Source organism: Polynucleobacter sp. TUM22923 (assembly GCF_030295705.1).
Lineage (GTDB): Bacteria > Pseudomonadota > Gammaproteobacteria > Burkholderiales > Burkholderiaceae > Polynucleobacter.
In genome coordinates, this window is record NZ_AP027274.1 from 989652 (window position 1) to 1016157 (window position 26506).

Sequence of the window (26506 nt, forward strand, 5' to 3'; positions counted from 1 at the left end):
TTTCAGGAAATCAAGACCCTTAATTAAGATGAATATTAAAACTGTAGCTTGTTTTAGCGATTCTTATTTCTTTTTGCCTTTTTTGCCTTTGTCATCATCGACGTAAGGGTTTTTAGCGGTGTTCATCTGAATTCTTAATGGAGTACCGCGCAATTTAAAGACTTCCCTAAAGCGCCCCTCTAAATAGCGCTTATAACTGTCAGTAACGCCACTTAAAGATGTTCCATGAATGACCACAATTGGGGGATTCATGCCACCCTGGTGGGCATAACGTAGTTTTGGACGCCCCATACCAACGCGCTTAGGCTGCTGGTGTTCAATGGCCTCTTGCAAAATACGCGTTAATTTAGGTGTTGGCAATTTAGCCATTGCCGCCGCATAGGCCAAGTCAACATCTTTGAAGAGCTCTTTCAAGCCCGTACCTTTTTTAGCCGAGATGGGATGTACGTTGGCAAAATCTAAAAAGCGTAGCTTTTGAGCAATCTCCAAACGAGCGCGTTCTTTTACGTAAGTATCCAGACCGTCCCACTTATTGACAGCAACCACTAAAGCACGGCCCGCCTCAACAATAAAGCCCGCAATGTGGGCATCTTGCTCTGAAATATCTTGCTGTGCATCCAACATTAAAATGACCACGTTACAGTCAGCAATAGCCTGCAGCGTTTTCACCACTGAGAACTTTTCGATCGCTTCAAATACTTTCCCGCGGCGACGCAGACCCGCTGTATCGATCAATATGTAGGGCTTACCGTTCCGCTCAAATGGCACTTCAATCGCATCGCGAGTAGTACCAGGCATATCAAAAGCAATTACCCGCTCTTCACCAATTAACTTATTAATCAGCGTTGACTTACCAACGTTGGGACGACCCACAACTGCGATCTTCATCGGACGGTTTGGATCGAGTTCAGTGTCTTGAGCCTCTGGCTCAGGAATACCCAGAGAATCCAGAGCATCATCAATTAAGCCGCGCACACCATCGCCATGGGCAGATGAGATCGGAAAGGGCTCGCCTAGACCCATCTCATGAAAGTCCGCGGTAACAATACCAGCCTGCATACCTTCGGTTTTGTTCACAGCCAAGATCACCGGCCTACCGGTCTTGCGTAGAAAGTCAGCAATGACGCGATCCTGCGGAGCCATTCCGAGGCGGCCATCAACCAAAAAGATAATGATGTCTGATTCTGCAACCGCTTGCTTGGTTTGCTTGGCCATCTCAGCAACAATGCCTGTTTTGGCTACAGGCTCAAAACCACCGGTGTCGACACAAATAAAGGCACGCTCACCAATGCGCCCCTTACCGTAGTGGCGATCTCGAGTTAGGCCTGAGAAGTCTGCAACTAAGGCATCGCGTGAGCGCGTTAAGCGGTTAAAAAGTGTTGATTTACCAACATTGGGACGACCGACAATAGTAATTACTGGATTCATTTTGGACTGTACGCCGCTAGTTTTCCACCTTGAGATTGAATCAAGATGAGGCCGTTCACCGCAATCGGTGCAGCCGTAATGGGACTACTATCATGGCGAATGCGTGCCAGCATTTCGCCCTTCGCTTGCGACAGTGCATGCACATAGCCTTGTGCATCACCCATCAGTAACACTTTTCCTACAGCCATCGGTTCACCAACATCCCTGAACGTTAACTGCGTATTTTCCCAAGCTTGGGCTCCATCCTTCACAGCAAATGCGGTGACATGAGATTTTTCATTCGATGAAAATACCAGGTCCGGGCTTTGTGCCGTACCTGTATAGCTTGAATAATCTTTAAACCAAATTAAATTACCGGTACGGGCTTGGCCACAACCGACTCTGCCTTGATAAGAGACGGCACAAATAACATCGCCTTCCATACTAGGCTTGGCGGTGACGTCATTTAGGCGCTCAATTTCAGAGAAGCCCTTTGGAAACGAAATTGGCGTTTCCCAAACAAGTCCGCCATTCGCAATCGCAATCATGCCAAAACGCCCGCCAGAAAAGCCTGTCACAATCACCTCGTTACCAATGGCCAACATGCCATATCCGACTCGTAACGATAAGGCGGCTTGCTGGCGCTGATAAGACCATTTACGCACACCCGTTTGCGCATCTAAACCAATAAAGCGATTATCTAAGGCGCGAATCACAACCACCCCACCAGCAACGACAGGCTCCGTTAATACTTCGCTTCCTACGCTCACATTCCAGATTGGCTTACCAGCATCATCATAGGCATATACAGTACCTTTAGTAGTGACTACTGCAGTAGTGCGGCCATCAGAACCAGGGCCGATAGATAGGCGATCCGGCACAGAAACTTCCCAGATTTTTTTTCCAGTCAGTAAATCAATTTTTGCTAGATTACCGCGGTGGGATGCCGCATAAACAGCGTCACCAGCAACTGCCGGATGGAAGTTAAATGATTCAGATGAGCCTACACTGGTTGACCAAACGGGAGCTAAGTCAAATTGATTGGTAACGGCAACTAACTCAGCGGGCTTACGCACTCTGGATCCACCAGAACAAGCAAGCAAGACAACCGTTGTGGAGCCCAGCACTAAGGATAAGGTCAACAGCTTTAGTGCGCGTTTTACAAACCTAGTGTTATTGATCATCACTGAGCCGCTCCCCCTACTGCATCTAACTTCACCTTCAAGAGACGGCGCGCCTCTTCAGGAAATTCCTTAGCATCGTTGAGCTGCTTCCAGGCGGCTTCATAGCTTGTTTTTGCTTGGCTTATTTTCTTCTGCGCTAAGTACCAATCGCCACGACGCTCTGACCAGAGGGCCTCAAATCCCGTAATGGGTTTTTCGTTCAAAATAGCATCCGCTTCGGCCAAATCTTTTTCGGAGCCTCCTTCAATTAACTGTGCTGCCAAGCGTAACTTAGCCAAGGCTAAATAAGCTTTATCGGAAGCATTCTTAGCGGCCCATCGCAGATAATCCATCGACTTAGCAGAATCACCAGCATCAGCAGCAATTCTGGCTGCAACAAGACTGGAGATCGCAGCATAAGGAGTACCACCATACTGCTTCTGCAAATCATCAGCCGCGCGTAAGGTGAGGTCTTTATCGCCTTTACCAATAGCAGCTACCATCGTTTCATATAATTGAGAAGCAGCGGAGGCTTGGCTGGTTTTCCACCACTGATAGCCGCTATAGCCAGCATAGGCAAATAAAGCTACCGTAACAACACCAGTAATGACATTGCGGTATTTTTGCCAAAACGCTTTTAATTGATCTACTTGCTCTTGCTCTTCTAGGTCTAATGGCATATCTATCCAGGCTAAATACAGTTAATAAGGGGTAATCCTATGCTCAGGCGCCCACAATAGCGTCAATTATTGCATCTACAACGCTATCTAGGGGAACGGCCTTTTGCTCACCACTAGTGCGCAGATTCTTGATCTGAACTTCATTTGCCGCTAATTCATCAGGTCCGATGATGATGGCATAGGTTGCCCCACTCGCATCAGCCTTTTTCATTTGTGACTTAAAGCTCGCGGTTTGTCCATCTGGCGGGCAGAACAAAATCACATCAATTCCAGCGCTACGTAGGCGCTCCGCAACAATTAAGGCAGCCGTTAGGGTTTCTCCGCCCTGGTGCAAGACAAACGCATCGCATTGCGCTAGCGGCTCTGGTAACGAACCGGATACCTTCATTAGCTCCAATACCCGCTCCATCCCCATCGCCCAGCCACAAGCAGGAGCAGCCTTCCCGCCCATACGCTCGATCAGGGGGTCGTATCGTCCGCCCCCAGCAATCGTTCCTTGCGCACCCAACTCTTCAGTAATCCACTCAAATACGGTCAGGTTGTAATAGTCCAAACCTCGCACTAAACGCGGATTAATTTTGCAGGGGATATTGTTTGCTTTAAGTAGGGCCTGCACTGCTTCAAAATGCTGGAGAGACTCGGCACCTAAAAAATCAAGTAACTTTGGAGCTCCTTCGATTAATTCTTGCATCGCTGGATTTTTAGAATCCAGAATTCGCAAAGGATTACTCAGTAAGCGACGTTGGGAATCTTCATCTAGTTGCGCATGATTTTTTTCGAAGTAAGCAAGCAAAGCGGTGCGATGTTCGGCGCGCTCATTTGCCTGACCCAGAGAATTAATCTCTAAGCGCACACCGATTAATCCTAGCTCATCCCAAAGTCTTTGACCCATGAGGATGATTTCAGCATCAATATCAGGGCCAGCAAATCCCAAGGCCTCAATACCAAATTGATGAAACTGGCGATATCGCCCACGTTGTGGACGCTCGTGGCGAAACATCGGCCCGGCGTACCAAATGCGCTTAGGGCCCTCGTAAAGCAAATTATTTTCTACGACCGAACGAACAACTGCAGCCGTTCCTTCGGGACGTAAGGTTAGCTGCTCCCCATTCAATCGATCTTCAAAGGAATACATCTCCTTTTCAACAATATCGGTTACCTCACCAATACCCCGTTGAAATACAGCGGTGGCCTCAACAATCGGTGTGCGCAAAAACTCATAACCATATGCGCGCGTTAAGTCACGCAACACATGCTCTAGGTGTGCCCATGCCGCAGCATCTGCCGGTAATAAGTCATTCATGCCGCGAACGCCATTGATCTTTTGAATCTTCTGGGCTTTTTCAGATTGGCGTGTATTTTCGGCTGCAGGAGTTACTGATTTTTTTTCTAGGTCCGTCATGATGTGCGCTTCAGGTGTTGTTCTTGTTGTTCTTGTTATTTTTGTTATTGTTTTACTGTTATCTTGGCGCGTAATGCAAGTTGACGTATTCATCTACGATCGCCTGAAAATCATGCGCAATGTTATCGCCCCTCAAGGTCTTCACTTTAACGCCATCTACGAACACGGGGGCGGCTGGAGTTTCGCCAGTGCCGGGCAAAGAAATGCCGATATTGGCATGTTTGCTTTCACCAGGGCCGTTAACAATACAGCCCATCACCGCCACATTCATCGCCTCAACTCCTGGATGCGTCTTTTTCCATAACGGCATTTGTTGACGTAGGTAAGACTGAATATTGGCAGCAAGTTCTTGGAAAGTAGTGCTAGTGGTTCTGCCGCAACCAGGGCAGGCAATCACCATTGGCGTGAAATTACGCAAGCCCATCGTTTGCAAAATCTCTTGAGCCACAATGACTTCATTCTCGCGGGGTGCCCCGGGGTCTGGCGTCAATGAAACACGAATCGTGTCACCAATGCCCTCTTGAAGCAAAATGCCCATCGCTGCCGTTGAAGAAACAATCCCTTTGCTGCCCATGCCGGCTTCTGTTAAACCCAAATGTAATGGGTAATCAGAGCGACGGGAGAGATCTCGATACACTGCAACTAAATCCTGCACATTACTAACTTTGCAGGACAACATAATTTGATTGGGATTCATGCCGTATTCAACAGCTTTTTCGGCTGACTGTAGTGCGGACTGAATCAAAGACTCAATCATCACCTCTTGCGCTGTCTTCGGGTTAGCCAAGGCAGCATTGCTATCCATAATGCTCGCCAACAAATCTTGATCCAAACTACCCCAGTTCACGCCAATCCGAATCGGCTTGTCATATTTGCAGGCCGCCTCGATCATTTGGGCAAATTGGGGATCACGCTTAGCGCCCTTGCCCACATTTCCTGGGTTAATGCGGTACTTAGATAAGGCCATAGCGCACTCCGGAAAGTCCATGAGTAAGGTGTGGCCGTTGTAATGAAAATCACCAATCAATGGCACCAAAACATCCATCTTGTCTAACTGCTCGCGGATATACGGCACGGCAGCGGCAGCGGCAGGTGTGTCTACCGTAATGCGCACCATTTCAGAGCCAGCACGCGCCAACTCCTTTACCTGTATGGCAGTCCCAACGGCATCTGCTGTATCGGTATTTGTCATTGACTGAACCCGAACGGGTGCATCGCCACCAACCGTAATCACATTTGTTTTCCACGCAATCGTTGATTGGCGAGTTAAGCGCTTAGGGGACGGACCTAGAGGTAGAGGTGCTAACTTAGTCATCTCACTTAGTCATTTCATTTAGTCATCTAATTTATTGAGCCAATGGATAGGCTGCTCTGACTGAATAATTTCAGAGTCATGCACAGCGCGCTCACGCACTCTCGTACGATCAACTACATCACCTGCCAATTGACCGCAGGCAGCAGCGATATCATCACCGCGCGTTTTACGAACCGTAGCCACCATTCCAGCCTCAAGCAAGATGTTGACAAAAGCATGAATCCGCTGGGCTGTTGAGCGTTTCAAGCCAGACTCTGGGAATGGATTGAAGGGAATGAGATTGATCTTGCACTTAATATCTTTAAGCAAGCGTACTAATTCTTTTGCCTGAATATCTGAGTCATTGATACCATCGAGCATGCAGTATTCAAAGGTTAAAAAATCTCTAGGTGCGAATGGAAGATAGCGCTCACAGGCAGCCAGCAATTCTTTAAGGGGATATTTTTGATTGAGCGGAACAAGCTGATCCCGTAACGCGTCATTAGGGGCATGTAAAGAGACCGCTAAGGCAACTGGGCAATCTTGCGCTAAGCGATCAATCATCGGTACAACACCAGAGGTGGATACGGTAACACGACGTCGTGATAATCCATAGGCACGATCGTCCAGCATTAACTTTAATGCAGTAACGACATTATCGTAATTGAGTAGAGGCTCGCCCATGCCCATCATTACAACGTTAGAAATCACGCGGCCCGTATGCTCCCAACCCGGTGTTGGAAACTCCTCTATACGGCGAACTGCATTGGGATCGTTACGCAGCAGATGTTCAGCGAACCACAGCTGGCCAATAATTTCACCGGCTGTAAGGTTGCGCGAGAACCCTTGATGGCCCGTTGAGCAAAAGCGGCAATTAACAGCGCATCCCGCTTGCGAAGATATGCACAAAGTGCCTCGACCATCTTCTGGAATAAATACTGACTCAACGGCATTACCAGCCCCAACATCAAGCAACCACTTGCGAGTGCCATCTGTTGCATGCTCATCTTTTAAAACAGGAAGCGAAGTAATCTCTGCTTTATCAAGCAAGGTTGTTCTAAAGGTTTTTGCCAGATCACTCATGTCATTAATATTGGATACACCGCGTTGGTGTATCCACTGCATGAGTTGCTTCGCCCGAAAGGGCTTTTCATTCAACCCCGCGACATATGCCGCCATTTGGTCGGCATCAAAATCTAGGAGATTTACGCGCGGGGAGGTCAATACGTCTACTTATCAATCAATCGCTAATCAGTGTCGATTAGCGATTAAACACATTCATGCCAGGGAAAAAGAAGGCGATTTCCACAGCAGCCGTTTCTGGAGCATCTGAACCATGCACTGCGTTGGCATCAATACTATCAGCGAAATCAGCACGGATCGTACCCTTTTCGGCCTTTTTTGGATCGGTAGCGCCCATCAGGTCACGGTTTTTAGCAATTGCGCCTTCTCCCTCTAATGCCTGAATCATGACAGGACCAGAAATCATGAAGCTCACTAAGTCCTTGAAGAAAGGACGATCTTTATGCACACCATAGAACTGCTCAGCTTCGTTTTGTGACAAGTGCGCCATTCTGGAAGCAACGATCTTCAAACCAGCGGATTCAAAACGATCGTAGATCTTACCAATAACGTTCTTTGCGACAGCATCAGGTTTGATGATAGATAGGGTGCGTTCAATAGCCATGCATAACTCCAGTAGTAATTTCAAAGATTTAAGCTCAATTCGCGGACAGTAGGCTCCAGCTTTAATTATTTCCAGACATCCTACTACGCGCTAGGAATCCAGCGACCCCCAAATTATACATTGCCTGACCGTATTTACCCTTATCCAGGCAGGGCTAAGCTATTGAATTTACAGGGCATAACCCTTCAATTTGTAGTTCTATTTAAATAGGGCTTGAAATTCCCCCATTTTGTCTATACTTAGTTTCATTAGCCCTTAGTGGGCTTCAGTCTTTACAACAAAGAAGGAGTCAATATGAGCGATCTAAACTCTTACGGCTTCGGGCAAACCGGCTCGATTAGCACCCCCCAGATACGTAACCGCGTACTGCGTAATACCTACGCTCTTTTAGCGCTATCAATGGTTCCTACTGTCATTGGGGCCTGGCTTGGCGTTGCTTTGGGCCTAAACTTCATGAAAAGTAGCCCTTTTATGGGTTTCATCGTATTTATGGCGATTGCTTTTGGCTTTTTCTGGGCAATCGAGAAGAATAAAGAAACCGGTCTAGGCGTTCTCTTGCTACTGGGCTTCACCTTCTTTATGGGCATCATGATGTCCGGCTTAGTGGGCTACACCCTTAATAGCTACAGTAATGGTGCGACATTGATTATGCTGGCCTTTGGTGGTACGGCAGCCATTTTTGCAGTAATGGCAACCATTGCCACGGTCAGTAAAAGCGATTTTTCTGGCATGGGCAAATGGCTCATGGTTGGTGTTCTACTCTTGATCGTAGCTTCCCTAGCGAATATCTGGCTACAGTTACCAGCCCTGATGTTGACAGTAATGGTACTGGCTATCGGTATCTTCTCTGCCTTCATTTTGGTGGACGTCCAGCGCATTATCAATGGCGGTGAAACCAATTACATCATGGCCACCTTAGCTATCTACCTAGATGTGTACAACATCTTCACTAACTTACTCGCATTATTGGGTATCGTTGGAGGCGACCGAGACTAAACAGTCTTTGTTACCAGCTTTCATTACCAGTTACACGCAACTCTGTTCTAACAAAAAGGCACCTCGGTGCCTTTTTGTTTAACTAAATTAACTAGCTAGACTAACTTAGTTGACTAACTTAGGCCCTACCAAATACTGCCATTGATTCTACGTGCGAAGTATGGGGAAACATGTTGACGATGCCCGCACTTTTGAGAACATAGCCAGCGTGATGGCACAGAATCTCGGTATCCCTGGCCAGGGTTTTTGGGTTACAAGACACATACACAATGCGCTGAGGAACAAGATCGCTCCTTTGCTGATGCAGGCTAGCCAATGCTTGGCAAATTTCCATAGCCCCTTCACGCGGGGGATCCATGAGCCAGCGATCCGCCCTACCCCATGAAGCGATTGTCTCTGCGGTCACTTCAAATAAATCACTTTGCCTAAAACTAGCTTTATCAGCTAAGTCGTTATGTATGGCATTTTCTTGCGCTCTAGTTGTTAAACTCGCCAATCCCTCGATGCCCAATACACTCTGTGAGCGTCTTGCTAGGGGGAGTGTAAAGTTACCAATGCCACAAAATAAATCCAGTACACGGTCAGTGGATTTAATTTCTAGCAATCGGATAGCCCTACTGACTAAGGCTCGATTCATTAGATGATTGACCTGAGTAAAGTCCGCCGGCTTAAAAGGCATCTCAATCTCAAACTCGGGTAAGCGATAGCAAAGCTTGCCCGTTGCAGGATAGAACGGGGTAACCGTTTCAATTCCTTTGGTTTGTAACCAGATCCAGACCTGGTACTGATCTGCAAAATCTCTCAGCAATTGCTCATCCGCCGCAGTCAATGGATTCAGAATACGAAATACCAGCGCTGTCACTGGTTTAGATTTTTGTAAGTCGCTGGAATCAGGTTCCGCAGCCTCACCTACCGCTAATTCAATTTGAGGCATACGGTCGACGATCGACAAACCCATTACTAATTTACGTAAGTCGGGCAGTAAGTCGGAGACATGCTTAGGCAAAATCTCGCAAGCTAACATATCGGCAACGTAACCACTCTTGCCCTCATGAAAGCCCACCAACACAGTGCCTTTTTTAATCGAGCGATTGACCACACTTAATCGCGCGCGATGACGATATTCCCAAGCGGGGCCACCCATAGGGCGCAAAATTTCCTCCGGGGAAACTTTAGCAATATGCTTTAAATCATCCTCAAGCACACGCTGCTTCATTGCAATCTGAGCCCGAATATCTAAATGCTGCATAGTGCAGCCACCACAGACTCCAAATGCCTTACATTTTGGTGCCGCTCTAAACACTGCCGGTTTAAGTATGTTGAGAACCCTGGCCTTACTAAAGCGGGCTTTTTCACGGGTAACTACATAGGTAACTAATTCAGTTGGCAAGGCCCCTTGAATAAAAATGACCTTACCACTTTGACCTTCTGCAAGCTCTACCTCATTGGGTGCTAGCCTAGCAATGCCTTGCGCATCAAGATCCAGAGATTCAATACAAATGGGTTCAGTGACTTCAATGTGCACTGGCTTTTCACCTCTACGCATCCAATGCAAATCCTAAGAGATATTCTTGCCACTGAACTCCGTTAGGCTCTTTGGAGAGACCCTCTAAATAGGTCTTAACGAAAATAATTTCATTCTCATACTCCGCTAATGAAAAACCCCCTCGCAGAAGTTGAAAGCGACAGTACATTAAATAAGTATTGACCACATCTGTTTCACAGTACTGGCGAATCTCTTTAATCCTGCCATCTTGGTATGCAGGCCAAACTTGACTACCATCCATTCCCATCTTTCCAGGAAATCCACAGAGCTTAGCCAAACCATCTAATGGAGCATTAGCGCGTCCATTAAATTTTGCCAATAAATCCATTAGGTCTAAGTGGCGCATGTGGTAGCGGCTAATGTAGTTGTTCCACTTAAACTCGCGACTATCGTTTTCCTGACTCTCACCCATTTCCCAATAGCGTGGCGCTTGAATGTGATTTGCTAATGCGCGGTAATGGAGTACTGGCAAATCAAAGCCACTGCCATTCCAAGAGACTAATTGTGGCGTGTACTTTTCAACAAGCTCAAAGAAAGTTTGAATCAACACCTTCTCATCATCGTCAGGGTTGCCCAAAGTGCCAACTTTAATTTGGGGGCTACCCTCTTTAGTAGTTCGACGAATAACACAAGAGATAGCGCAGATGCGCTGTAAATATAGAGGCAGAAAATCACTGCCTGTTTTCTCAAGGCGTTCTGACATAGCTTTATTAGCCACCTCAGCATCTGATAAGGAATCTGGGTAATCATTGAGTCGACGAAGGCCGGCCACATCCGGAATAGTCTCAATATCAAATACGAGAACAGTTGCCATTACCATTGCTTCATCAAGTTGATGCGTCGTTACGTATTAGTGAGCTAATGAGCTGAATAAGTATCAACTACTGCAGGTAAGGCGCGGGATTTACTGGCTTACCATTCACACGCAATTCAAAATGAAGCTTTACTGCATTCGTATCGGTATCACCCATCTCGGCAATTTTTTGCCCTTTTTTAACAGCATCGCCTTCCTTCACCAGAAGTGCGCGGTTGTGGGCATAAGCAGTTAAATAGGTATTGTCATGTTTGATGATGACTAGATTGCCATAACCACGCAAACTATTGCCAGCGTAAACGACCTTGCCCTCAGAGGCAGCACTTACAGGATCACCCAATTTACCGGCAATATCAATGCCTTTTGTCTTATCGTTAAAGTCGTCTATGACTTTACCTTTTGCGGGCCATGACAAACGAATGCCGGGCTCAGCCACAATATCTTTTGTAGGATCAGACTTGGCAAGATCAGCCTTAGCAGAATCTGCCTTGGGACTATCGCCAGACGCAGTCGGCTTAACTGCTGGGGTAACTGGAGTCATTGGTGCATTCGATCCACTCGCCCTCATTGCAGATTTAGAGCCTGCTGGGGGCTTCACCAAAATCAAATCGCCTACTTCAATCTGATTGGGATTGGCCATATTGTTCCATTGAGCTACATCGCGTGGTGCCTGCCCATTATCCAAGGCGATACGGGCTAAGGTGTCCCCTTTTTTGACGCGGTAATAGCCTGGTGGGGTAGGCTCACTGGAGGCGCTGGAGCGCTCAACTACTGATGCAGGTTTAGCACGTGGAGTGGTGCAGCCTGCATTTAGCAGCATAGCTACTATGGCAAATGGAATCAGAAGTAATTTAGTCATGGACTTCAATGGGTTGTTCATACTGTCCCCGATTGTAAGGGGACAAAAAAGACCTCGTCCAAAACAGTTCTTTGATAACGTTGCGAGCTCATGCGCTCAACCATGATTAATTGCTGCTCTTTTTCATTTTTAGCCACTGGAGCCACTAAACGACCCCCAATGGCCAATTGATCTAAAAGTGCATCGGGAATACCTAAACCAGCTGCGGCAAGGATGATTCCGTCAAAAGGAGCCGCTTGCGGCAACCCCAAAATACCATCACCGTAAATTAAGCGCAGGTTATTGATTCGAAAAGGTCTTAATTTAGCTCTGGCCATGTCGTGCAATGCACGAATGCGCTCAATCGAATAAACCTCTTCAGACAGAAGACTCAATACAGCCGCTTGATATCCACAACCGGTACCAATCTCTAAAACCTTTCCCAATTTTTGTCTTGGCTTGTGGAGCAACTCAATCATGCGAGCCACGACAGAGGGTTTTGAAATCGTTTGAGAGTGCCCAATTGGCAGTGCGGTATCTTCATACGCTTGAGGGTGCATTCCTGCATCCATAAAAGCATGACGAGGAACAGTAGCAATGGCCTCTAGTGTTTTAGGGTGCTTTACTCCGGCCGCCAATACTTTCGCGGCCAAGGCTTGGCGATGTCCGGCTAAACGCTCTGCTGCAGGCTTCAACCGCGATCCCATCCATTGGCACGCAATGCGGCTAAACGGGCATGGTGCGTCAAGTCTAATTGCATCGGTGTTATCGAGATGCATCCCTCGTTGATGGCATGAAAATCAGTACCCTCCGAGCGATCTTTAGCATCACCTGCAGCCCCGATCCAGTAAATTTCATCACCTCGGGGACTCTTTTGCACCACCACTGGCTGTGAATGATGGCGATTACCTAAACGCGTCACGCGCCAACGACCAAGATCGGCGTAGGGCCGATTCGGAATATTGACGTTGAGCAAAGTAGCGGCCCCCTCAGTGTGAGCGAGCTTAGACGCCAGCATTTGCGCAACAATATCGTGTGCAGCTTTAGCGGCATCATCAACTAAATTCCAGCCCCTGTCGATTTGTGAAAAAGCCACTCCGGGAACACCAAACATAACACCTTCGACAGCAGCTGCGACAGTGCCTGAATACAGAGTATCTTCGCCCATATTCTCGCCTTGGTTGATGCCTGAAACAACTAAATCGGGCTTCTCATCCAAAAAACCAGTCATGGCAATATGAACACAATCCGTTGGCGTGCCATTGATGAACATAAATCCATCGCGCTCTCCACCAGCCACGCGATGTATCGATAAAGGCCTTGATAAGGTCAATGAATTAGAAGCGCCGCTATGGTTTTGCTCAGGAGCAATAACGGTTACTCGTCCTAGTGGACGAATCGCATTAACTAAAGCAAGTAGACCAGGCGCAAGATAGCCGTCATCATTTGAAATTAAAATATGCGGTTGCTTCAAAGATTTATCCATATCGTATTAATAGTCACATTCATTAAAATTATGCCTTGACCGGCAGGGGTAAGGAGCGCCCTCTAAACCAGCCATATATAACAGGCAACACTAAGAGAGTCAGAATCGTTGTGGTTACCATACCACCAACAATCACTAAGGCCAATGGACGTTGAGCTTCAGAGCCAATGGAGTGAGATAGCGCTGCTGGCAAGAGCCCAAACCCGGAAAGCATGGCAGTCATCAGGACAGGGCGAACCCGAAGTGCGGCACCCTCAACCATGGCATCTTTCATTTGGCTATGCTCTGTTGCAAAAGTCTTATTAATAAAGGAAATGAGGATCACACCATCCTGAATAGCAATACCAAACAATGACAAAAATCCAAAGAAAGCTGAAATACTTAAAGTCTCACCGGCAAGATGCAGGGCAATTACACCGCCAATAGCGGCAAATGGCACATTAATCATCACAATCACTGCATCTCTAAAATTACCAAAAGCACTCACTAATAACAAAAAGATGCCAAGCAATGCAAGGGGCACAATCAGCATTAGTTTTTTCTGAGCCTGCTTCATTTGGTTAAATTGACCATCCCAACTAATGGAGTAGTTTGGTGGCAAGGTAATGTTTTTCTCAACTAAGAACTGAGCGTCCTCCACTGCACTGCCTAAATCTCGATTGCGAACGCTAAACTTAATAGCGATGTAACGCTTTCCTGCCTCACGATAGATAAAAAATGGCCCATCGGATAACTGCACTGTAGCTACCATCGATAAAGGAATTGCGGCGCCATTAGGCGCATCTACTAAAAGATGGCCAATGTCTGCCACATCATTTCGGCTTCCTTCATTTAGTCGAATAGCAACACCAAAAGTCTTTTCATCTTCCAGTAAATTAGTAACTGCAGCGCCACCAATAGCATTGGCAACTACCGTCTGAATATCGTTTACGTTGATGCCATAACGCGCAGCACGCTCACGATCAATCTGAATATTTAAAGTTGGCTGACCCAATTCTTTTAGGATGCCCTCATCAGCAACGCCGCGAACTTTTTTGAGCTGATTGATCACTTCATGGGCTTTTTGATCTAAAACCTCAAGATCAGTGCCGTAAATTTTGACCGAGTTCTCACCCTTGACCCCAGAAAGGGCCTCGTTCACGTTATCTTGAATGTACTGAGAAAAGCTATACGTGATCCCCGGAATCTTATTCAACTCCGTCTCAAGATTAGCAATCAACTGCTTCTTGCTTGTGCCGCTTGGCATCTTTTCAGGGCTCTTAAGATACAGGCCGTACTCTTGATTAAATACGCCTGTTGAATCCGTTCCATCGTCTGGACGACCAATTTGACCTGCAACCTTATCAATTTCTGGCTGCTTCATGAAAGTTTCGCGCAGTTGGTTAGCCACCTTGACTGAATAGTCTAGATCAACCGTATTGGGCAAAGTCACGCGCAACCAAATATTGTTTTCTTCTAAGGTGGGTAAAAAAGCAGTTCCCAAGCGCATGACGCTGAGCAAAGTAAGACCCAATACAAATACAGCAACAGACACTACGGTTAAAGGGCGATCCATCCACTTTCTTAGTAGCGGTTTATAGCCGTTCAACAGTTTAGTAATGAAACCTGGTGGCTTGTGATGCAAATTATCACCAAATACTAACGAGATCATTGCAGGCAAGAAGGTCAGACTCAAGACCATTGCCGCAATTAATGCAAAGCCCATAGTAAAAGCCATCGGCTTAAAAATAATCCCCTCTACTCCACCCATAAAAAACAATGGCGAATAGGCAATAATAATGATGCCGGTGGAATAAATCATGGCGCGCTGCACTTCACTAGTCGCCAAAATGATGCTTTGTTTGAGGCGCTTTCCACCCTCCTCTAGATGGCGCATGACATTTTCAGTCAAGATTACCGCCGAATCAACAATAACCCCAAAGTCAATAGCTCCTAATGAGATTAAATTGGCGGGCACACTCCAAAGATGCATCTGAATAAATGAAACACACAGAGCCAACGGAATAACCGCAGCTACGACTGCTGCTGCACGCAAGTTACCCAGAAAGAAAAAAAGCACCGCCATCACTAACGTGATGCCAAAAAATAGGGTGTGCTTAACGGTACCTATCGTGATGTCTAGTAAGACTTGACGATCATAAAATGGAACCACTTCAATACCAGGAGGCAACACTTGTTTATTAATATTTTCAACCGTACTACGCACACGCGCCAACACTTCAGTTGCGTTTTCACCGCGACGTAGATAAACAATGCCCTCCACCGAATCTGGATTGTCATTAAATTGAAACATTCCTAGCCGAGGTGCGTTACCGATTTCAACTTGCGCGACATCGCCAATGCGGATAGGAACTCCATTGACATTGGATATCACCACCTTTTTAATATCTTCAATATTCTTTAGGAGACCTACGCCACGCACAACAAATTGCTGTTCACCAGCAGGCAACAGGCCGCCGCCAGTATTGCTATTCGCATTGGTGAGCGCAGTGATGAGATCACTAACAGTTACCCCTTTTGCCTGAAGACTCTGAGGGCTAACAATGACCTGATACTGGCGAACTTTACCGCCAAAAGAGGAAACATCTGCTACGCCTGGCGTTTGTTTCAGTTCTTTGTAAATCTCATAATTCTGTAAGGTTTTTAATGTAGTAGACGAAGCGTAATCTGACTTCACTTCATACCGCATAATCTCGCCAGTTGCATCGGAGTCAGGACTAACGCTAGAACTCACCCCCGGTGGAAAGGTCACGTTGGCAAGACTGGATATAAATGTTTGGCGCGCCTTAAATGGATCTGTTGTGTCATTAAATTTTAAGGTAACGACAGACAGCCCAAATAATGAAACAGAGCGGAAGGCTTGTAATCCAGGAATACCTGCCAATGCATTCTCAACAGGAATCGTTACTTGCTGCTCAACCTCGGTGGTACTTCTGCCTGGCCATTGAGAAATTGCCTGAATAGTGAGCGGCGCAACCCCAGGATAAGGCTGAATGGGTAACTTGCTCAAGCTGAACATGCCCAAACCCAGTAGCGCAATCGAGGCAACAATGACAAGCACGCGCTTCTCGATTACCTCACGAATAAAGGAGGTAAAGATACTCATTTAATCTTCCTGCTTTGCAAAACGATCATTCAATAACACAGCGCCCTGAGCCAATATTTTTGAGCCAGGTTCAACCCCCTCAGTGATCGCAAAAGTTTTGCTATTTAAATCGTAGCCCTTTACTAGCAATCTACGATACGACTCCTCGCCGGACTTGACGATGACATAGCGCATTTCTCGTATGCGAATGACCGCCGTTTGCGGCACTACGATGGCATCAGCCATCCCAGTAGTAAGTTTTGCTGAGGCATACATATCCGGGCGCAGCAAATCATCGTGATTATCGATATCTGCACGAACTAGCAAAGCACGAGTTTGTGGGTCAACTGCTGGAGAAATATAATTAGCATAGGCCACAAATTGCTTGTCAGGATAGGCCTCAACTTGCAAAATCATTTTTTGACCAGGCTTTAAAAACCGAAAGTCTTGCTCAAATACGTTTCCTAAGAACCACAACTGCTTAGGGTCGGCTAAGGTAGCAAGTACATCCCCAGAATTAACGGCGGCGCCAGGCTCAACATTGCGCTTGACAACCACTCCTTTGAGTGGTGAACGCATCACCAAATTACCCTGAGTCTTACCGGTAGATTCAATCGCTTTAATATCGCCATCACTAGCGCCTAGATTTCTAATGCGATTTGCAGCTGCTTGCTGTGTGATGCGGGCATCACCGAGCAGGTCACTCATTGTCTGTGTTGACTCTAGCACCTTGGCTGTTTTTGAAGAAAGCAAATACTCTTGCTGTGCAGAGATAAATTCAGGACTATAAAGCTCAACTACAGGAGATCCAATATTCACTTCAGCGCCATCAAAAGCAAATATGCGCTCCACTCTACCTGGCGCACGCGCAGATAATATTTTTGATTTTTCCGCATTAAAACCCAAACGACCTACAACTTTAATATCAACCGGAACCTGAACTTTCACGGCATCCTGAAATACATAAATATCCGTATTGAGAGTCACGCCTTGTAGCTTTAGCTCCAGAATGCCACTCTTCTCCACTTTGAGCGCTTTATCAGAGGCTTCTATTTTGACGTTACGATTGACATTGGTGATGCGACCTAAAACGATGCCTACAGACAAAATGGCAAACGCAACAGCAGCTAAGCGCACACGACTTCGATTTTGTGGAGTCAGATTCCAATACAGGCCAGCCGTGCTGCTAAAGAGTGCTTGTGATCGGCGCCCAATAAAGTGAGAGGCTTTATCTAGCGCAGGCTTTGCTTTATCAGCGAGCTGCTGAATGTAAGCCAGAATTTTATCTTTCAACACTGCTCCTAAAAAGGTTCTTTACCAGCTGTAGCCAGTAATACTGTTTGGGCCTGCAATAAATTACTTTGTGCAAAGGCTAATTGAACTTCAAGAGTACGCAATTGCGTTTGCGCTGTTAATAGATCATTAAAACCTTGCCCATTATTTGAGTATTGAGTTAAGGCGACTTTGTATGCAGCATCCGCCTGAGGAACTTGGCGATCTTTTAAGAATTGATTTTGATTTTTCGCTTGGTCAAATGCAGCATAAGCACTGTTGACTGCCAGCACAATCTGCTGACGATTGGATATATTACCCGCCTCAGCTGCCGCTTGATTGCGCTGCGCCTGCTCAACACCATACTTTTCTTTGGTAAAGAAATAGAGCGGAATAACCAGATCAAGCTCAAGCTGATAAAACATCGTTCCATTGTTAGCCGCAAAAGGACCTCGTGGCGTGAAGGATGAACCAATCACCTGAAAGTCTGGCAAATAGGCTTTTTTAGCAAGATCCACACCCTTACGTGCAGCCTCTAGTTGTAGGGCGGAACTCTTGAGTGAAGGATGACTAGATTCGGCGTAGTCCTCCAATTCGAGTAAGGTAGGTACGCTATTAATTGCACGAGGTACATCGCCCCGCAAAACAAGACGCTCTCTTGAATGACGACCGACTAAGGTATTAATGTTGCTGAGTGAGACTTGCAGCTGACGCTCAACATTAAACTGATCAGCTTGTGCAGCACTTTGCGATACCTGGGCATTAAGGTACTCTACATATGCAGCAGCATTATTAGAGTAACGTGCTCTAGCCACATTCTTAATCATCTCCAAGCGCATCACGGATTCTTTTAAGACTTGCAACTGCTTCTGTGAAGCGAGGGCGTTGTAATACAACGTAGATAACTGGGCACCCAACTGCAAATAAGCTGATTCACTTTGCGCCAGCAATGCTTCGGCATTGGTATTGGCGATATCGGACGCGAGACTTTTCTTACCGGGAAACTGAAACGGCTGGGCAATAGAAATAGAATTATTACTACTAATACCACCAGGATTCTGTGATGAGGGTGTATTTGCCCCGCCTAATGCAAATGGTGATCCCGGTGGCATACCAGACCAAACCAGTCCAACTTGTGGATTGGCTGGTGCATTAATTTGCGGTACGGTTGCCTTGGCAGAGAGATAGGATTCACGCAAAGAAGATAGCTGCGGATTGTTCAACTTCAGCTCTAACCAGAGTTGCCGTAAATCCATGTCTGCAGGGCCGGATGGCGTCCCCTTGGTATAAATCTTCGGCGCATCTTTTGAACTCACCGGGGCAAAGAGCGATACTGCCTTGGTAGGGTTTGAGTCAGGACTTGACTCGTTACTAATCGCTGGTGGAACTGCTAGCAAATCCTTGGGATCACCCGTCTGTACAGTCACACTAGCAGGCGTATTTTGACTAAAGCTAGGATTCGTCAGCAATATGCCAGCTGTAGCGGCAACAATGTAAGCCACCCGCACCGGCAAGCGCTTATTAAAGATGGTCAAAATAGCTGTGTTAGTTTTGTAATGGCTAAGAATCAAATCGACTGCCTCTGAAAATCTGTATGAATGCTATTTTATGATCCCAAACGCAGATTTCTCTACGTTTATTGCGGGTTGCAGTGATTATAGGCGAGATAGGCCAAAAGTCTATAGATTGAGTATTTGTAACTTATTGATTCTAAACACAATAATTATATTCACTAGCGTCTAAGCAACCAGACGACTAGAACTCAGCGTGTATTCGAAAAGACAGAATGTTGACTGGGCCGCGGGCAGAGTTATAGGCAGGATTAATCACATGTTGAAAGTTCAACCCCGCTAGAACATTATGAACAACCATCGCGTTGTAATACATCTCGCTGATTCGCTCTGGCGTGTAGGTAATAGTTTGATTGCGATTGGCGTAATCACCAATGAAATAGGAAACACCTCCGGCTTGAAGATAACTACGGCGGTAGCTTGATAAACCGTTTTGCATCATTGAAATACCGACGCTATCTTTTGGGCGCTGCCAGCTTGACCCATTCATTCCCAGGCCAACTGAAATGGAGTTATCTGCCTCAGTAAATGACATCGTCTCTGTATGTCCATCTGATGTGAAGGCGCGTGCATAAATACCTAAATCCTTGGTTAATGCTTGCTCCCCATGAATACCAACACCTGTTTTAATCTGGGCACTAGAGCGAACGTTATTGATAGCCTGCGTTCCCTGAGCGTTGTTCTGAATGACGTAATTTGTTGCATCCTGAAAACGCGCTAAGGTCATTTTGTTGCGATAAGCTAATACACTCACCTTACCCGGTAATTTATCAATATGGTGTTGACGCTCTACCTCGACTTGATCCCCATAGCTATTAAAGATTTGCCAATTGAGATCACGACCATTGGGTGATTTGGGTGCCAACATTCGGGAGGCGCGCATGACCCAGTTATTCAGATACCACTCCCCTGCTAAGCCCCAGCTGTAACCGCGAGCATCAGCAGCATAGTCATACGCTAAATAGGTCATGTTGCCCCAGTTCATAAACTGTACGCGGGGATCTTTAGCGTAACGACTATCATCAAAAATATCTAAAGTGGAAAACTGACCGCCAGTAATTACCACGCGGTTGCTGCTCACTGTTTGCGTGATTTGATTGGCTTCGTTTTCCAGAACGACTTTATCGCCTTCCTGATTAAGGGTTTGGCGAACAAATGCACGTGCGGAGTAAAACTTCGCAGCCGCCCCATTAGCTTTAGTTGCCTCTCCGTTAGTAAATCCCCCTAAACCAGTCAAGCCAGAAAATGCCACGCCAGAAACTACCTCAGGATTAAAGTACACATCGGTATTAGGTGCGATACGTGCACCTAAGTACAAGGTGCCTGACCAGGTGTAGCTCATGGCCTTATCTGCATTTAGACTATTCATCCCTGAATAAGCGGACGTAAAGTTGTTATATCGTTGATTTATATAAGTGGTTTGACCGTGTATGTTTACCGGCAATCCAAAAAGAGTGCCTTCGGTGGGCAAATCTTGAATCGGTGCCGCAAAACTGGCTACCTGATCAGCGCCTGATCCTGCCTTTTGAGCAAATGCAGTTGTACTAAGACACACGCTTGATGTGACACTCAATACACCTAGTAAAAGCAGAAAATCAGGCTTGCGGGTCATTCACGATTTCACAATAATTAGTAGTAGTAGCCCTCAAGAGGGCTAAAACAAAAATACAAAGATAGGCGCTTAGGGTTGAGGCTCAACACATGCACAAGGCAAATTATCACTAAAAAGTGTTAATTTACCTAGAATTTATGTCGTTTTAGTGACCGATACAGCTGCTAAGAAGCTTTGTTGAATGCTTAGCTAACAGAGCGGCGGTCCATTAGCGCTCTAGCCAAAGTCCCGGCGTCGACATATTCAAGCTCACCTCCTACCGGAATGCCTCTGGCTATTCTGGTAACTTTGATGCCTTTAGATTTCAAGACTTCGCCAATGTAGTGCGCCGTAGCCTCACCCTCACTAGTGAAATTCGTTGCCAGGACAACCTCTTTCACCGCTATACCAGCAGCGGGGGCTTCGATGCGATTGAGCAATCGATCAAAATGAATCTCATTAGGTCCCATGCCATCAAGCGGTGAAATGCGACCCATCAGTACAAAGTAATTTCCTTTGAAACTTAAAGTCTGCTCGACCATGACTTGGTCCGCTGGCGTCTCCACAATACACAGTAAGGACGGATCACGGCGATCGTCACTGCAGGTAATGCAAACTGGGGTTTCTGAAAAGGTATTGCAGCAAGCACAGTGACCCACCGTTTCTACCGCTTCTCCTAATGACTGTGCCAGTAAGGCTGCACCATTCCGGTCGTGCTGAAGCAAATAGAAAGCCATGCGCTGCGCTGACTTGGGCCCAACGCCTGGCAACACTCTAAGCGCTTCAATTAAGCGGCCAAGCGCATCTTGTGGCGCTTCTTGACGTGCCATTTAAAATTTCGCGATCAAAATGGGAGCTTAAAACCAGGAGGCATTGGCATGCCAGCAGTAGCGCCAGACATCACTTGAGTATTGGCAGCCTCTACTTGTTTGAATGCTTCAGCGTAGGCAGTCAAGATTAAATCTTCCAACATCTCACGGTCATCCATGGCGGCTGGATCAATCTGTACACGCTTCATCTCATGCTTACCAGAAATCGTTACTTTGACTAAGCCACTAGCGGCTTGGCCAGTAACTTCTAGCGCAGCCAATTGCTCTTGCGCGACTTTCATCTTTTCTTGCATCTGCTGGGCCTGTTTCATCAAGCCAGCAAGGCCACCTTTCATCATCGCTTCTATTCCTTTGTATACAAATGGGTTGTTATTGGTTTGCTGATAATAATAAGAGTGAATGCAAATGCAAGGGTCAAGATAAAGGCGAGAGTAAAGCCGGCCTTATAGCGGCTTCACAGAACCACCAACGACCGTTGCCCCAAACTCTCTTTCCAACTGCTGAATGAATGGATCTTGAGCGATCATTTGCTCAGCATTTTGTCTTTTCTCTTGGTGTATCTGGGCATCTACCTTGGCAACCGTCTTCACTTCGACTGCACCCTTCTCGATGATGACCTTCACCGGCTTACCAAAGTGTGCACTCAAGACATCTGCCAGGCGACCAACTGAAGCATCTGAAGCAAGCTGTGGCATGGGAGTCACAATCGTTGCACGCACACCCGCAGCAGAATCATGCCACTCTTGAAGCTCAGTTTGAAACGCTAGTTGCTGAACCATTCCTTTGAACGGTAACTGACGCATTAAGGCATGCCAGTCTGGGCGATCAGCGCTGGAAGGAGTCGGGGCTGGTGGCGTTGTCATGGCCGGAACTGGGGCAGCCGATGCTGAGGTGGAGGCAGGCACAGATCTTAAGGAAGCAGATGCGGCTAGCGCTGTCGGAGCTGTTGGTTTGGGGGTATTTCCGACGGAAGGTGAACCGCCCGATCTAGGCGCATTGGGCCCATTAGGCACATCATTTCCAGGACGAAAGGCAAGCATACGCAAGAGCGTCATGGCAAATCCAGTTTGCTCATCAGGCGCTAGTGATAAATCAGGACGACTGGTGATGCTAATTTGATAGAAGAGTTGAGCCTCTTCCTTGCTTAATACAGTGGCCAAACGACGAATTTCTGCTGCTTCTGGCCAATCCTCTAAAACGGATTCAGGAACGATTTGAGCAGCAGCTATTTTCTGAATCAAACTTGATAAATCGGCTAATGCCAAAGAGAAAGACATACTTCGCTCACCCATCTCGTTAGCAATTGCTAAAAGCGTTGCACCATCTTTGCTAATTAAAGAGTCAAGAATGCGAATGAGGTAGGCGTCATCAAGAGTACCAAGCATGCCACGTACAGCCTCTTCAGAAACTTTGCCAGCAGCATAGGCAATGGCTTGGTCCGTCAATGAGAGCGCGTCCCGCATCGAGCCTTGTGCCGCCTTGGCCAATACCCTTAATGCATTGGTTTCATAAGCCACATTTTCTGCAGCGAGTACCTTTTCTAAGTGCTCAACAATTAAAGGCACTGGCATTTGTTTTAGATTGAACTGCAGACACCGCGACAAAATGGTAACTGGAATCTTTTGAGGGTCAGTGGTTGCTAGAATAAATTTGACGTGCTCTGGTGGCTCTTCTAAAGTCTTGAGCATGGCATTAAAGGCATGATTGGTGAGCATATGCACCTCATCAATCATGTAAACCTTGTAACGCGCATTACTGGGTGCGTAAGCGGACTTTTCCAATAGCTGGGCCATCTCATCGACACCCCGATTACTTGCGGCATCCATTTCAATGTAGTCAACAAACCGACCTGCATCGATTTCCAAGCAAGCCGGGCATTTTCCACAAGGCTCTGAAGTCATGCGACCTTGGCCATCTTCCCCGGTGCAATTGAGGGCTTTTGCCATAATTCGGGCAATAGTAGTCTTACCTACCCCGCGAGTGCCTGTAAAGAGCCAGGCATGGTGAAGGCGGCCCTGGTCTAGAGCATGGGTCAAGGCCTTAACTACATGGTCTTGTCCCACCAATTGGGAGAATGTTTTAGGGCGCCACGAACGGGCTAAAGCTAAAGCTGTCATATATTACATTCTAACAAGCTAAAATGGAATTGGACGGGCCTCCTCGCATGGTGGGCTGGATAACCTGGTCAGGTCGGGAACGAAGCAGCCAAACCCATTCTCTGCCAGTGCCGGGGGTCAGGCTCGTCCACCCTATTCTGTAAGTCGTTGTTTGTTAATGGATTAAGATTTTATGAGGTCCTAAGACAGCGATTTGTGTCACTTTTTGACTGACGCAGTCCAATACCAAGCCCTGCTTAGTGCGCTTTCAAGTCACTTAAAGATGATCACTTTGCTCACGCAGTATCGATATTTAGCCTAAGTTGTAGGCTCACATAAAACACCCAATAGCCGTTTCATAGCTATTGGATGCGAAAAAGCATGGCCGTGAAATTAAGGGTTGCCTAAGTAGTCTCTTTTACCGATCTCCACTCCATTGGTACGCAGAATAGAAAATGCAATGGACGCATGAAAGTACACGTTAGGAATGGCATGCCCTAATAAGAATTGCATTCCCTTGTAGTGGGTTTCTTTGTCGCCCCGCTTGGTCAAGATATCTTTATCTTCAGTACCATCAATTTGCTCCGGCTTAAAACCTTCAATAAAAGTAATTGTTTTTGTAATGCGTGCTTTAAGCTCTTCGATGCTTACTTCAGAATCCTCGTAAGCCGGAATCTCGACCCCTGCCAGACGAGCAACTACGCCCTTTGCTGTATCGCTTGTAATCTGTACTTGCCTTGTAAAATTAAGCATGTCTGGAAATAATCGATATTGCAAAAATACATTGGCATCTAGCTTTTTCGCATCGATATGAGCCTGAGCTTTATCAAGCACATTAGATAAGTTACGAAGCGCATTCGCAAGACGTGGCACGCTGGCCTGGTACATAGAAATTGTCATTAATAAGATTCCGTTTAGGTGGCTGGCTAGTGAAATAATGCTGTCATTAAATAACCTTAATTTAGTCACATCAAGTTCATTTAATTTAATACATTAAATAGAATACTCGCCTTAAAATAGATTTTTATCTAATTTGAGCTAAAAGCCCATGGAATCAACTGAACTTCTGCCCTGTATTGAAATTCAAACTTCGGATCATCCGACCGTTGCCATTATTTGGTTACATGGTCTTGGGGCAGACGGTAGCGACTTTGCTTCACTAGCACCGCAATTAGATCTATCGGGTTGTCCTGGTATTCGGTTTATTTTTCCCAGCGCTCCCAGCATGCCGGTAACCGTCAACGGCGGTTATGTAATGCCTGCTTGGTACGACATTATCAGCAGAAGCGATAACGCTGTAGAAGATCGCATCGGAATTGAACGTTCCGCCAAAGCCATTAACGCGCTGATTGAAAAAGAAGCCTCTCGTGGCATTGCCTATGACCAGATTGTATTGGCGGGCTTCTCTCAAGGCTGTGCGATGGTGCTCCATGCTGGCCTACGCTTTCCTCATCGCCTAGCTGGAATTATGGCTTTATCAGGCTACTTACCTCTTGCGACATCCTTGGGGGCCGAACGTAGTTCCGCCAATATCGATACTCCAATTTTTATGGCTCATGGTGATTGGGATGCCGTGATTATTCCGCAGCGTAGCGAGCAATCGAGAGATCTACTGACTGCTAGTGGCTATAACGTGCATTGGAAAAGCTATGCGATGGAGCATTCCGTTCATCCGATTGAGGTGATGGATATGGGTCATTTTTTACGACGCATATTAACTGTCTCTACTTAAATAAAAATAGAGCAATTTATTTACTAATCTTTTACTTTTGCAACTTATAAAGAAATCTTCATGTCCCAAGCCATTATTTTTGATGTTGAAGCAACCGATAAAAACAATGCGGTCATTATTGAAGCGGCATCCCTAGATGTCGTATCGATTCAGCCGCTGGAAGTCTCCAATCCTTGGGTGCAGCGCTTTAACCCAGGCAAACCTATTAGCTTAGGTGCTTTAGCGACCCACCACATCCTGGATGAAGAGCTAGTCAACTGCCCCTCTAGTAGCTCATTTAGATTGCCTACTGATACGAAATATATTATTGGCCACAGCATTGATTTTGACTGGGAGGCTATTGGCAGTCCTGAGGTCAAACGGATTTGTACTTTGGCGCTAGCCCGTAGTCTTTGGCCAGAACTCGATAGTCATACGCAAAGTGCCCTACTATATTTCTTTGAAAGAGCTACTGCGCGAGAGCAACTACGTGATGCACACAGTGCATTAGCAGACGTCGGTATTTGCTCGAAGATTCTAGGGCACATTTTGGATAAGCTTAAGCCATCCTCTTTAGATGCTTTATGGGAGATGTCTGAGAAGGCTCGCGTACCAACCATCATGCCTTTTGGTAAACACAAAGGTGAGCCCATTAGCCAAGTTCCTAAAGACTATAAACAATGGATGCTTCGGCAGGATAATGTGAACGCTTTTTTACGCAAGGCCTTAGAAGCCTAATTGACATTGACCCCTACTCGGGGAGTAAGGAATCCGTGATTTCCTCATTCCCCTTTTCTGAGCTACTGCTTACTGCCTGCTTGCTGCCTTCTTGCTGCCTACTTACCCGTCTACCGCTTACTAGTGCCGCTTAATGCTTACCGATATTTGCTGCTAAACACCTGTTGCTTTGTTTGCTCGTAACGCTTCGTACTTTTTAGTACTGCACAGTAAGATAAAACGATGATGATTGCTAAAGAGATGCCGTTAAAGTTATTTAATAGTTCCATGTAATTCTCCTTGTTTAATGTTTGTCATTA

23 protein-coding genes, 1 other RNA gene and 1 pseudogene are annotated in these 26506 nt (G+C 46.4%); 4 read left to right on the forward strand and 21 right to left on the reverse strand.

Translation table 11 applies throughout. The annotated features are described in order from the left end of the window. Nucleotides 1-63: 63 nt before the first annotated feature. The 7 genes from der to ndk form a co-directional block, all read right to left on the reverse strand. Nucleotides 64-1428, reverse strand: coding sequence for a ribosome biogenesis GTPase Der (der, locus tag QUD86_RS05035; protein ID WP_286295650.1), 1365 nt, complete (start codon nt 1426-1428; stop codon nt 64-66). Further along, nucleotides 1425-2591: an outer membrane protein assembly factor BamB gene (bamB, locus tag QUD86_RS05040; RefSeq protein WP_286295651.1), complete on the reverse strand. Its 1167-nt coding sequence runs from the start codon at nt 2589-2591 to the stop codon at nt 1425-1427. Before bamB ends, der begins: the two co-directional genes overlap by 4 nt. Then, entirely contained in the window at nt 2591-3250 is a 660-nt protein-coding gene (locus tag QUD86_RS05045) for a YfgM family protein (RefSeq protein ID WP_286295652.1), read from the reverse strand. Before QUD86_RS05045 ends, bamB begins: the two co-directional genes overlap by 1 nt. A 43-nt stretch (nt 3251-3293) precedes the next feature. Continuing rightward, the gene (hisS, locus tag QUD86_RS05050; protein WP_502928894.1) at nt 3294-4652 is read right to left on the reverse strand and encodes a histidine--tRNA ligase; all 1359 of its coding nucleotides are present in this window, start codon (nt 4650-4652) and stop codon (nt 3294-3296) included. Nucleotides 4653-4710: 58 nt separating this feature from the next. Beyond that, nucleotides 4711-5967, reverse strand: a complete 1257-nt coding sequence (gene ispG, locus QUD86_RS05055; protein WP_286295653.1) for a flavodoxin-dependent (E)-4-hydroxy-3-methylbut-2-enyl-diphosphate synthase — start codon at nt 5965-5967, stop codon at nt 4711-4713. Nucleotides 5968-5985: 18 nt separating this feature from the next. Then, nucleotides 5986-7125: a dual-specificity RNA methyltransferase RlmN gene (gene rlmN, locus QUD86_RS05060; RefSeq protein WP_502928895.1), complete on the reverse strand. Its 1140-nt coding sequence runs from the start codon at nt 7123-7125 to the stop codon at nt 5986-5988. Nucleotides 7126-7207: 82 nt separating this feature from the next. After that, nucleotides 7208-7633 (reverse strand): nucleoside-diphosphate kinase, encoded by a 426-nt coding sequence (gene ndk, locus QUD86_RS05065; RefSeq protein ID WP_286295655.1) that lies wholly within the window; start codon nt 7631-7633, stop codon nt 7208-7210. A gap of 294 nt (nt 7634-7927) precedes the next feature. On the opposite strand from ndk, the gene QUD86_RS05070 reads away from it, so the two are divergent. Beyond that, a complete protein-coding gene (locus tag QUD86_RS05070) occupies nt 7928-8629 on the forward strand; it encodes a Bax inhibitor-1 family protein (RefSeq protein ID WP_286295656.1) in 702 nt (233 codons plus the stop codon). A gap of 118 nt (nt 8630-8747) precedes the next feature. On the opposite strand, the gene rlmD is transcribed toward QUD86_RS05070, so the two are convergent. From rlmD to dnaX, 12 genes and pseudogenes are all read right to left on the reverse strand, one after another. Then, nucleotides 8748-10175 (reverse strand): 23S rRNA (uracil(1939)-C(5))-methyltransferase RlmD, encoded by a 1428-nt coding sequence (gene rlmD, locus QUD86_RS05075; protein WP_286295657.1) that lies wholly within the window; start codon nt 10173-10175, stop codon nt 8748-8750. Beyond that, nucleotides 10168-10989, reverse strand: a complete 822-nt coding sequence (locus QUD86_RS05080; RefSeq protein ID WP_286295658.1) for a 3'-5' exonuclease — start codon at nt 10987-10989, stop codon at nt 10168-10170. The genes rlmD and QUD86_RS05080 overlap by 8 nt, the downstream gene beginning before the upstream one ends. A gap of 67 nt (nt 10990-11056) precedes the next feature. Next, entirely contained in the window at nt 11057-11869 is an 813-nt protein-coding gene (locus QUD86_RS05085; RefSeq protein WP_286295659.1) for a peptidoglycan DD-metalloendopeptidase family protein, read from the reverse strand. Next, nucleotides 11866-12489 (reverse strand): annotated as a pseudogene (locus QUD86_RS05090) (protein-L-isoaspartate(D-aspartate) O-methyltransferase); the annotation flags it as partial. The gene QUD86_RS05085 and the pseudogene QUD86_RS05090, both read right to left, overlap by 4 nt. Nucleotides 12490-12518: 29 nt before the next feature. Further along, nucleotides 12519-13313: a 5'/3'-nucleotidase SurE gene (surE, locus tag QUD86_RS05095; RefSeq protein WP_286295660.1), complete on the reverse strand. Its 795-nt coding sequence runs from the start codon at nt 13311-13313 to the stop codon at nt 12519-12521. Nucleotides 13314-13341: 28 nt separating this feature from the next. Further along, on the reverse strand, nt 13342-16419 hold the full coding sequence (locus QUD86_RS05100) for an efflux RND transporter permease subunit (RefSeq protein WP_286295661.1): 3078 nt from the start codon (nt 16417-16419) through the stop codon (nt 13342-13344). Next, on the reverse strand, nt 16420-17691 hold the full coding sequence (locus QUD86_RS05105) for an efflux RND transporter periplasmic adaptor subunit (RefSeq protein ID WP_286295662.1): 1272 nt from the start codon (nt 17689-17691) through the stop codon (nt 16420-16422). It abuts the gene before it with no gap. Nucleotides 17692-17699: 8 nt separating this feature from the next. Next, nucleotides 17700-19241 (reverse strand): TolC family protein, encoded by a 1542-nt coding sequence (locus QUD86_RS05110; RefSeq protein WP_286295663.1) that lies wholly within the window; start codon nt 19239-19241, stop codon nt 17700-17702. Nucleotides 19242-19425: 184 nt separating this feature from the next. Beyond that, nucleotides 19426-20853, reverse strand: coding sequence for a carbohydrate porin (locus QUD86_RS05115; protein WP_286295664.1), 1428 nt, complete (start codon nt 20851-20853; stop codon nt 19426-19428). A gap of 185 nt (nt 20854-21038) precedes the next feature. Continuing rightward, the gene (gene recR, locus QUD86_RS05120; protein WP_286295665.1) at nt 21039-21662 is read right to left on the reverse strand and encodes a recombination mediator RecR; all 624 of its coding nucleotides are present in this window, start codon (nt 21660-21662) and stop codon (nt 21039-21041) included. Nucleotides 21663-21676: 14 nt separating this feature from the next. Further along, a complete protein-coding gene (locus QUD86_RS05125; RefSeq protein ID WP_286295666.1) occupies nt 21677-22000 on the reverse strand; it encodes a YbaB/EbfC family nucleoid-associated protein in 324 nt (107 codons plus the stop codon). Between the two features lie 105 nt (nt 22001-22105). Further along, entirely contained in the window at nt 22106-23779 is a 1674-nt protein-coding gene (dnaX, locus tag QUD86_RS05130) for a DNA polymerase III subunit gamma/tau (protein ID WP_286295667.1), read from the reverse strand. A 32-nt stretch (nt 23780-23811) separates the two neighbouring features. Here dnaX and ffs point away from each other — a divergent pair. After that, nucleotides 23812-23910: signal recognition particle sRNA small type (ffs, locus tag QUD86_RS05135), an RNA gene on the forward strand. 241 nt (nt 23911-24151) lie between these two features. Here ffs and QUD86_RS05140 read toward each other — a convergent pair. After that, nucleotides 24152-24658 carry a DUF1993 domain-containing protein gene (locus tag QUD86_RS05140; protein ID WP_286295668.1) on the reverse strand — a complete coding sequence of 169 codons (507 nt, stop codon included), beginning with the start codon at nt 24656-24658 and terminating at the stop codon, nt 24152-24154. 148 nt (nt 24659-24806) lie between these two features. Between QUD86_RS05140 and QUD86_RS05145 the strand changes: the two genes are divergently transcribed. Beyond that, nucleotides 24807-25490: an alpha/beta hydrolase gene (locus tag QUD86_RS05145; RefSeq protein ID WP_286295669.1), complete on the forward strand. Its 684-nt coding sequence runs from the start codon at nt 24807-24809 to the stop codon at nt 25488-25490. A gap of 60 nt (nt 25491-25550) precedes the next feature. Then, a complete protein-coding gene (locus QUD86_RS05150; protein WP_286295670.1) occupies nt 25551-26207 on the forward strand; it encodes a putative quorum-sensing-regulated virulence factor in 657 nt (218 codons plus the stop codon). A gap of 137 nt (nt 26208-26344) precedes the next feature. On the opposite strand, the gene QUD86_RS05155 is transcribed toward QUD86_RS05150, so the two are convergent. Next, nucleotides 26345-26476 (reverse strand): hypothetical protein, encoded by a 132-nt coding sequence (locus tag QUD86_RS05155; RefSeq protein WP_286295671.1) that lies wholly within the window; start codon nt 26474-26476, stop codon nt 26345-26347. Nucleotides 26477-26506 lie beyond the last annotated feature (30 nt).

Coding starts and splice junctions, on each gene's coding strand:
- der (WP_286295650.1), bottom strand. CDS start 1,428: ATGAATCCAGTAATTACTATTGTCGGTCGTCCCAATGTTGGTAAATCA.
- bamB (WP_286295651.1), bottom strand. CDS start 2,591: ATGATCAATAACACTAGGTTTGTAAAACGCGCACTAAAGCTGTTGACC.
- QUD86_RS05045 (WP_286295652.1), bottom strand. CDS start 3,250: ATGCCATTAGACCTAGAAGAGCAAGAGCAAGTAGATCAATTAAAAGCG.
- hisS (WP_502928894.1), bottom strand. CDS start 4,652: ATGACGGACCTAGAAAAAAAATCAGTAACTCCTGCAGCCGAAAATACA.
- ispG (WP_286295653.1), bottom strand. CDS start 5,967: ATGACTAAGTTAGCACCTCTACCTCTAGGTCCGTCCCCTAAGCGCTTA.
- rlmN (WP_502928895.1), bottom strand. CDS start 7,125: ATGGCGGCATATGTCGCGGGGTTGAATGAAAAGCCCTTTCGGGCGAAG.
- ndk (WP_286295655.1), bottom strand. CDS start 7,633: ATGGCTATTGAACGCACCCTATCTATCATCAAACCTGATGCTGTCGCA.
- QUD86_RS05070 (WP_286295656.1), top strand. CDS start 7,928: ATGAGCGATCTAAACTCTTACGGCTTCGGGCAAACCGGCTCGATTAGC.
- rlmD (WP_286295657.1), bottom strand. CDS start 10,175: ATGCGTAGAGGTGAAAAGCCAGTGCACATTGAAGTCACTGAACCCATT.
- QUD86_RS05080 (WP_286295658.1), bottom strand. CDS start 10,989: ATGGCAACTGTTCTCGTATTTGATATTGAGACTATTCCGGATGTGGCC.
- QUD86_RS05085 (WP_286295659.1), bottom strand. CDS start 11,869: ATGAACAACCCATTGAAGTCCATGACTAAATTACTTCTGATTCCATTT.
- surE (WP_286295660.1), bottom strand. CDS start 13,313: ATGGATAAATCTTTGAAGCAACCGCATATTTTAATTTCAAATGATGAC.
- QUD86_RS05100 (WP_286295661.1), bottom strand. CDS start 16,419: ATGAGTATCTTTACCTCCTTTATTCGTGAGGTAATCGAGAAGCGCGTG.
- QUD86_RS05115 (WP_286295664.1), bottom strand. CDS start 20,853: ATGACCCGCAAGCCTGATTTTCTGCTTTTACTAGGTGTATTGAGTGTC.
- recR (WP_286295665.1), bottom strand. CDS start 21,662: ATGGCACGTCAAGAAGCGCCACAAGATGCGCTTGGCCGCTTAATTGAA.
- QUD86_RS05125 (WP_286295666.1), bottom strand. CDS start 22,000: ATGATGAAAGGTGGCCTTGCTGGCTTGATGAAACAGGCCCAGCAGATG.
- dnaX (WP_286295667.1), bottom strand. CDS start 23,779: ATGACAGCTTTAGCTTTAGCCCGTTCGTGGCGCCCTAAAACATTCTCC.
- QUD86_RS05140 (WP_286295668.1), bottom strand. CDS start 24,658: ATGACAATTTCTATGTACCAGGCCAGCGTGCCACGTCTTGCGAATGCG.
- QUD86_RS05145 (WP_286295669.1), top strand. CDS start 24,807: ATGGAATCAACTGAACTTCTGCCCTGTATTGAAATTCAAACTTCGGAT.
- QUD86_RS05150 (WP_286295670.1), top strand. CDS start 25,551: ATGTCCCAAGCCATTATTTTTGATGTTGAAGCAACCGATAAAAACAAT.
- QUD86_RS05155 (WP_286295671.1), bottom strand. CDS start 26,476: ATGGAACTATTAAATAACTTTAACGGCATCTCTTTAGCAATCATCATC.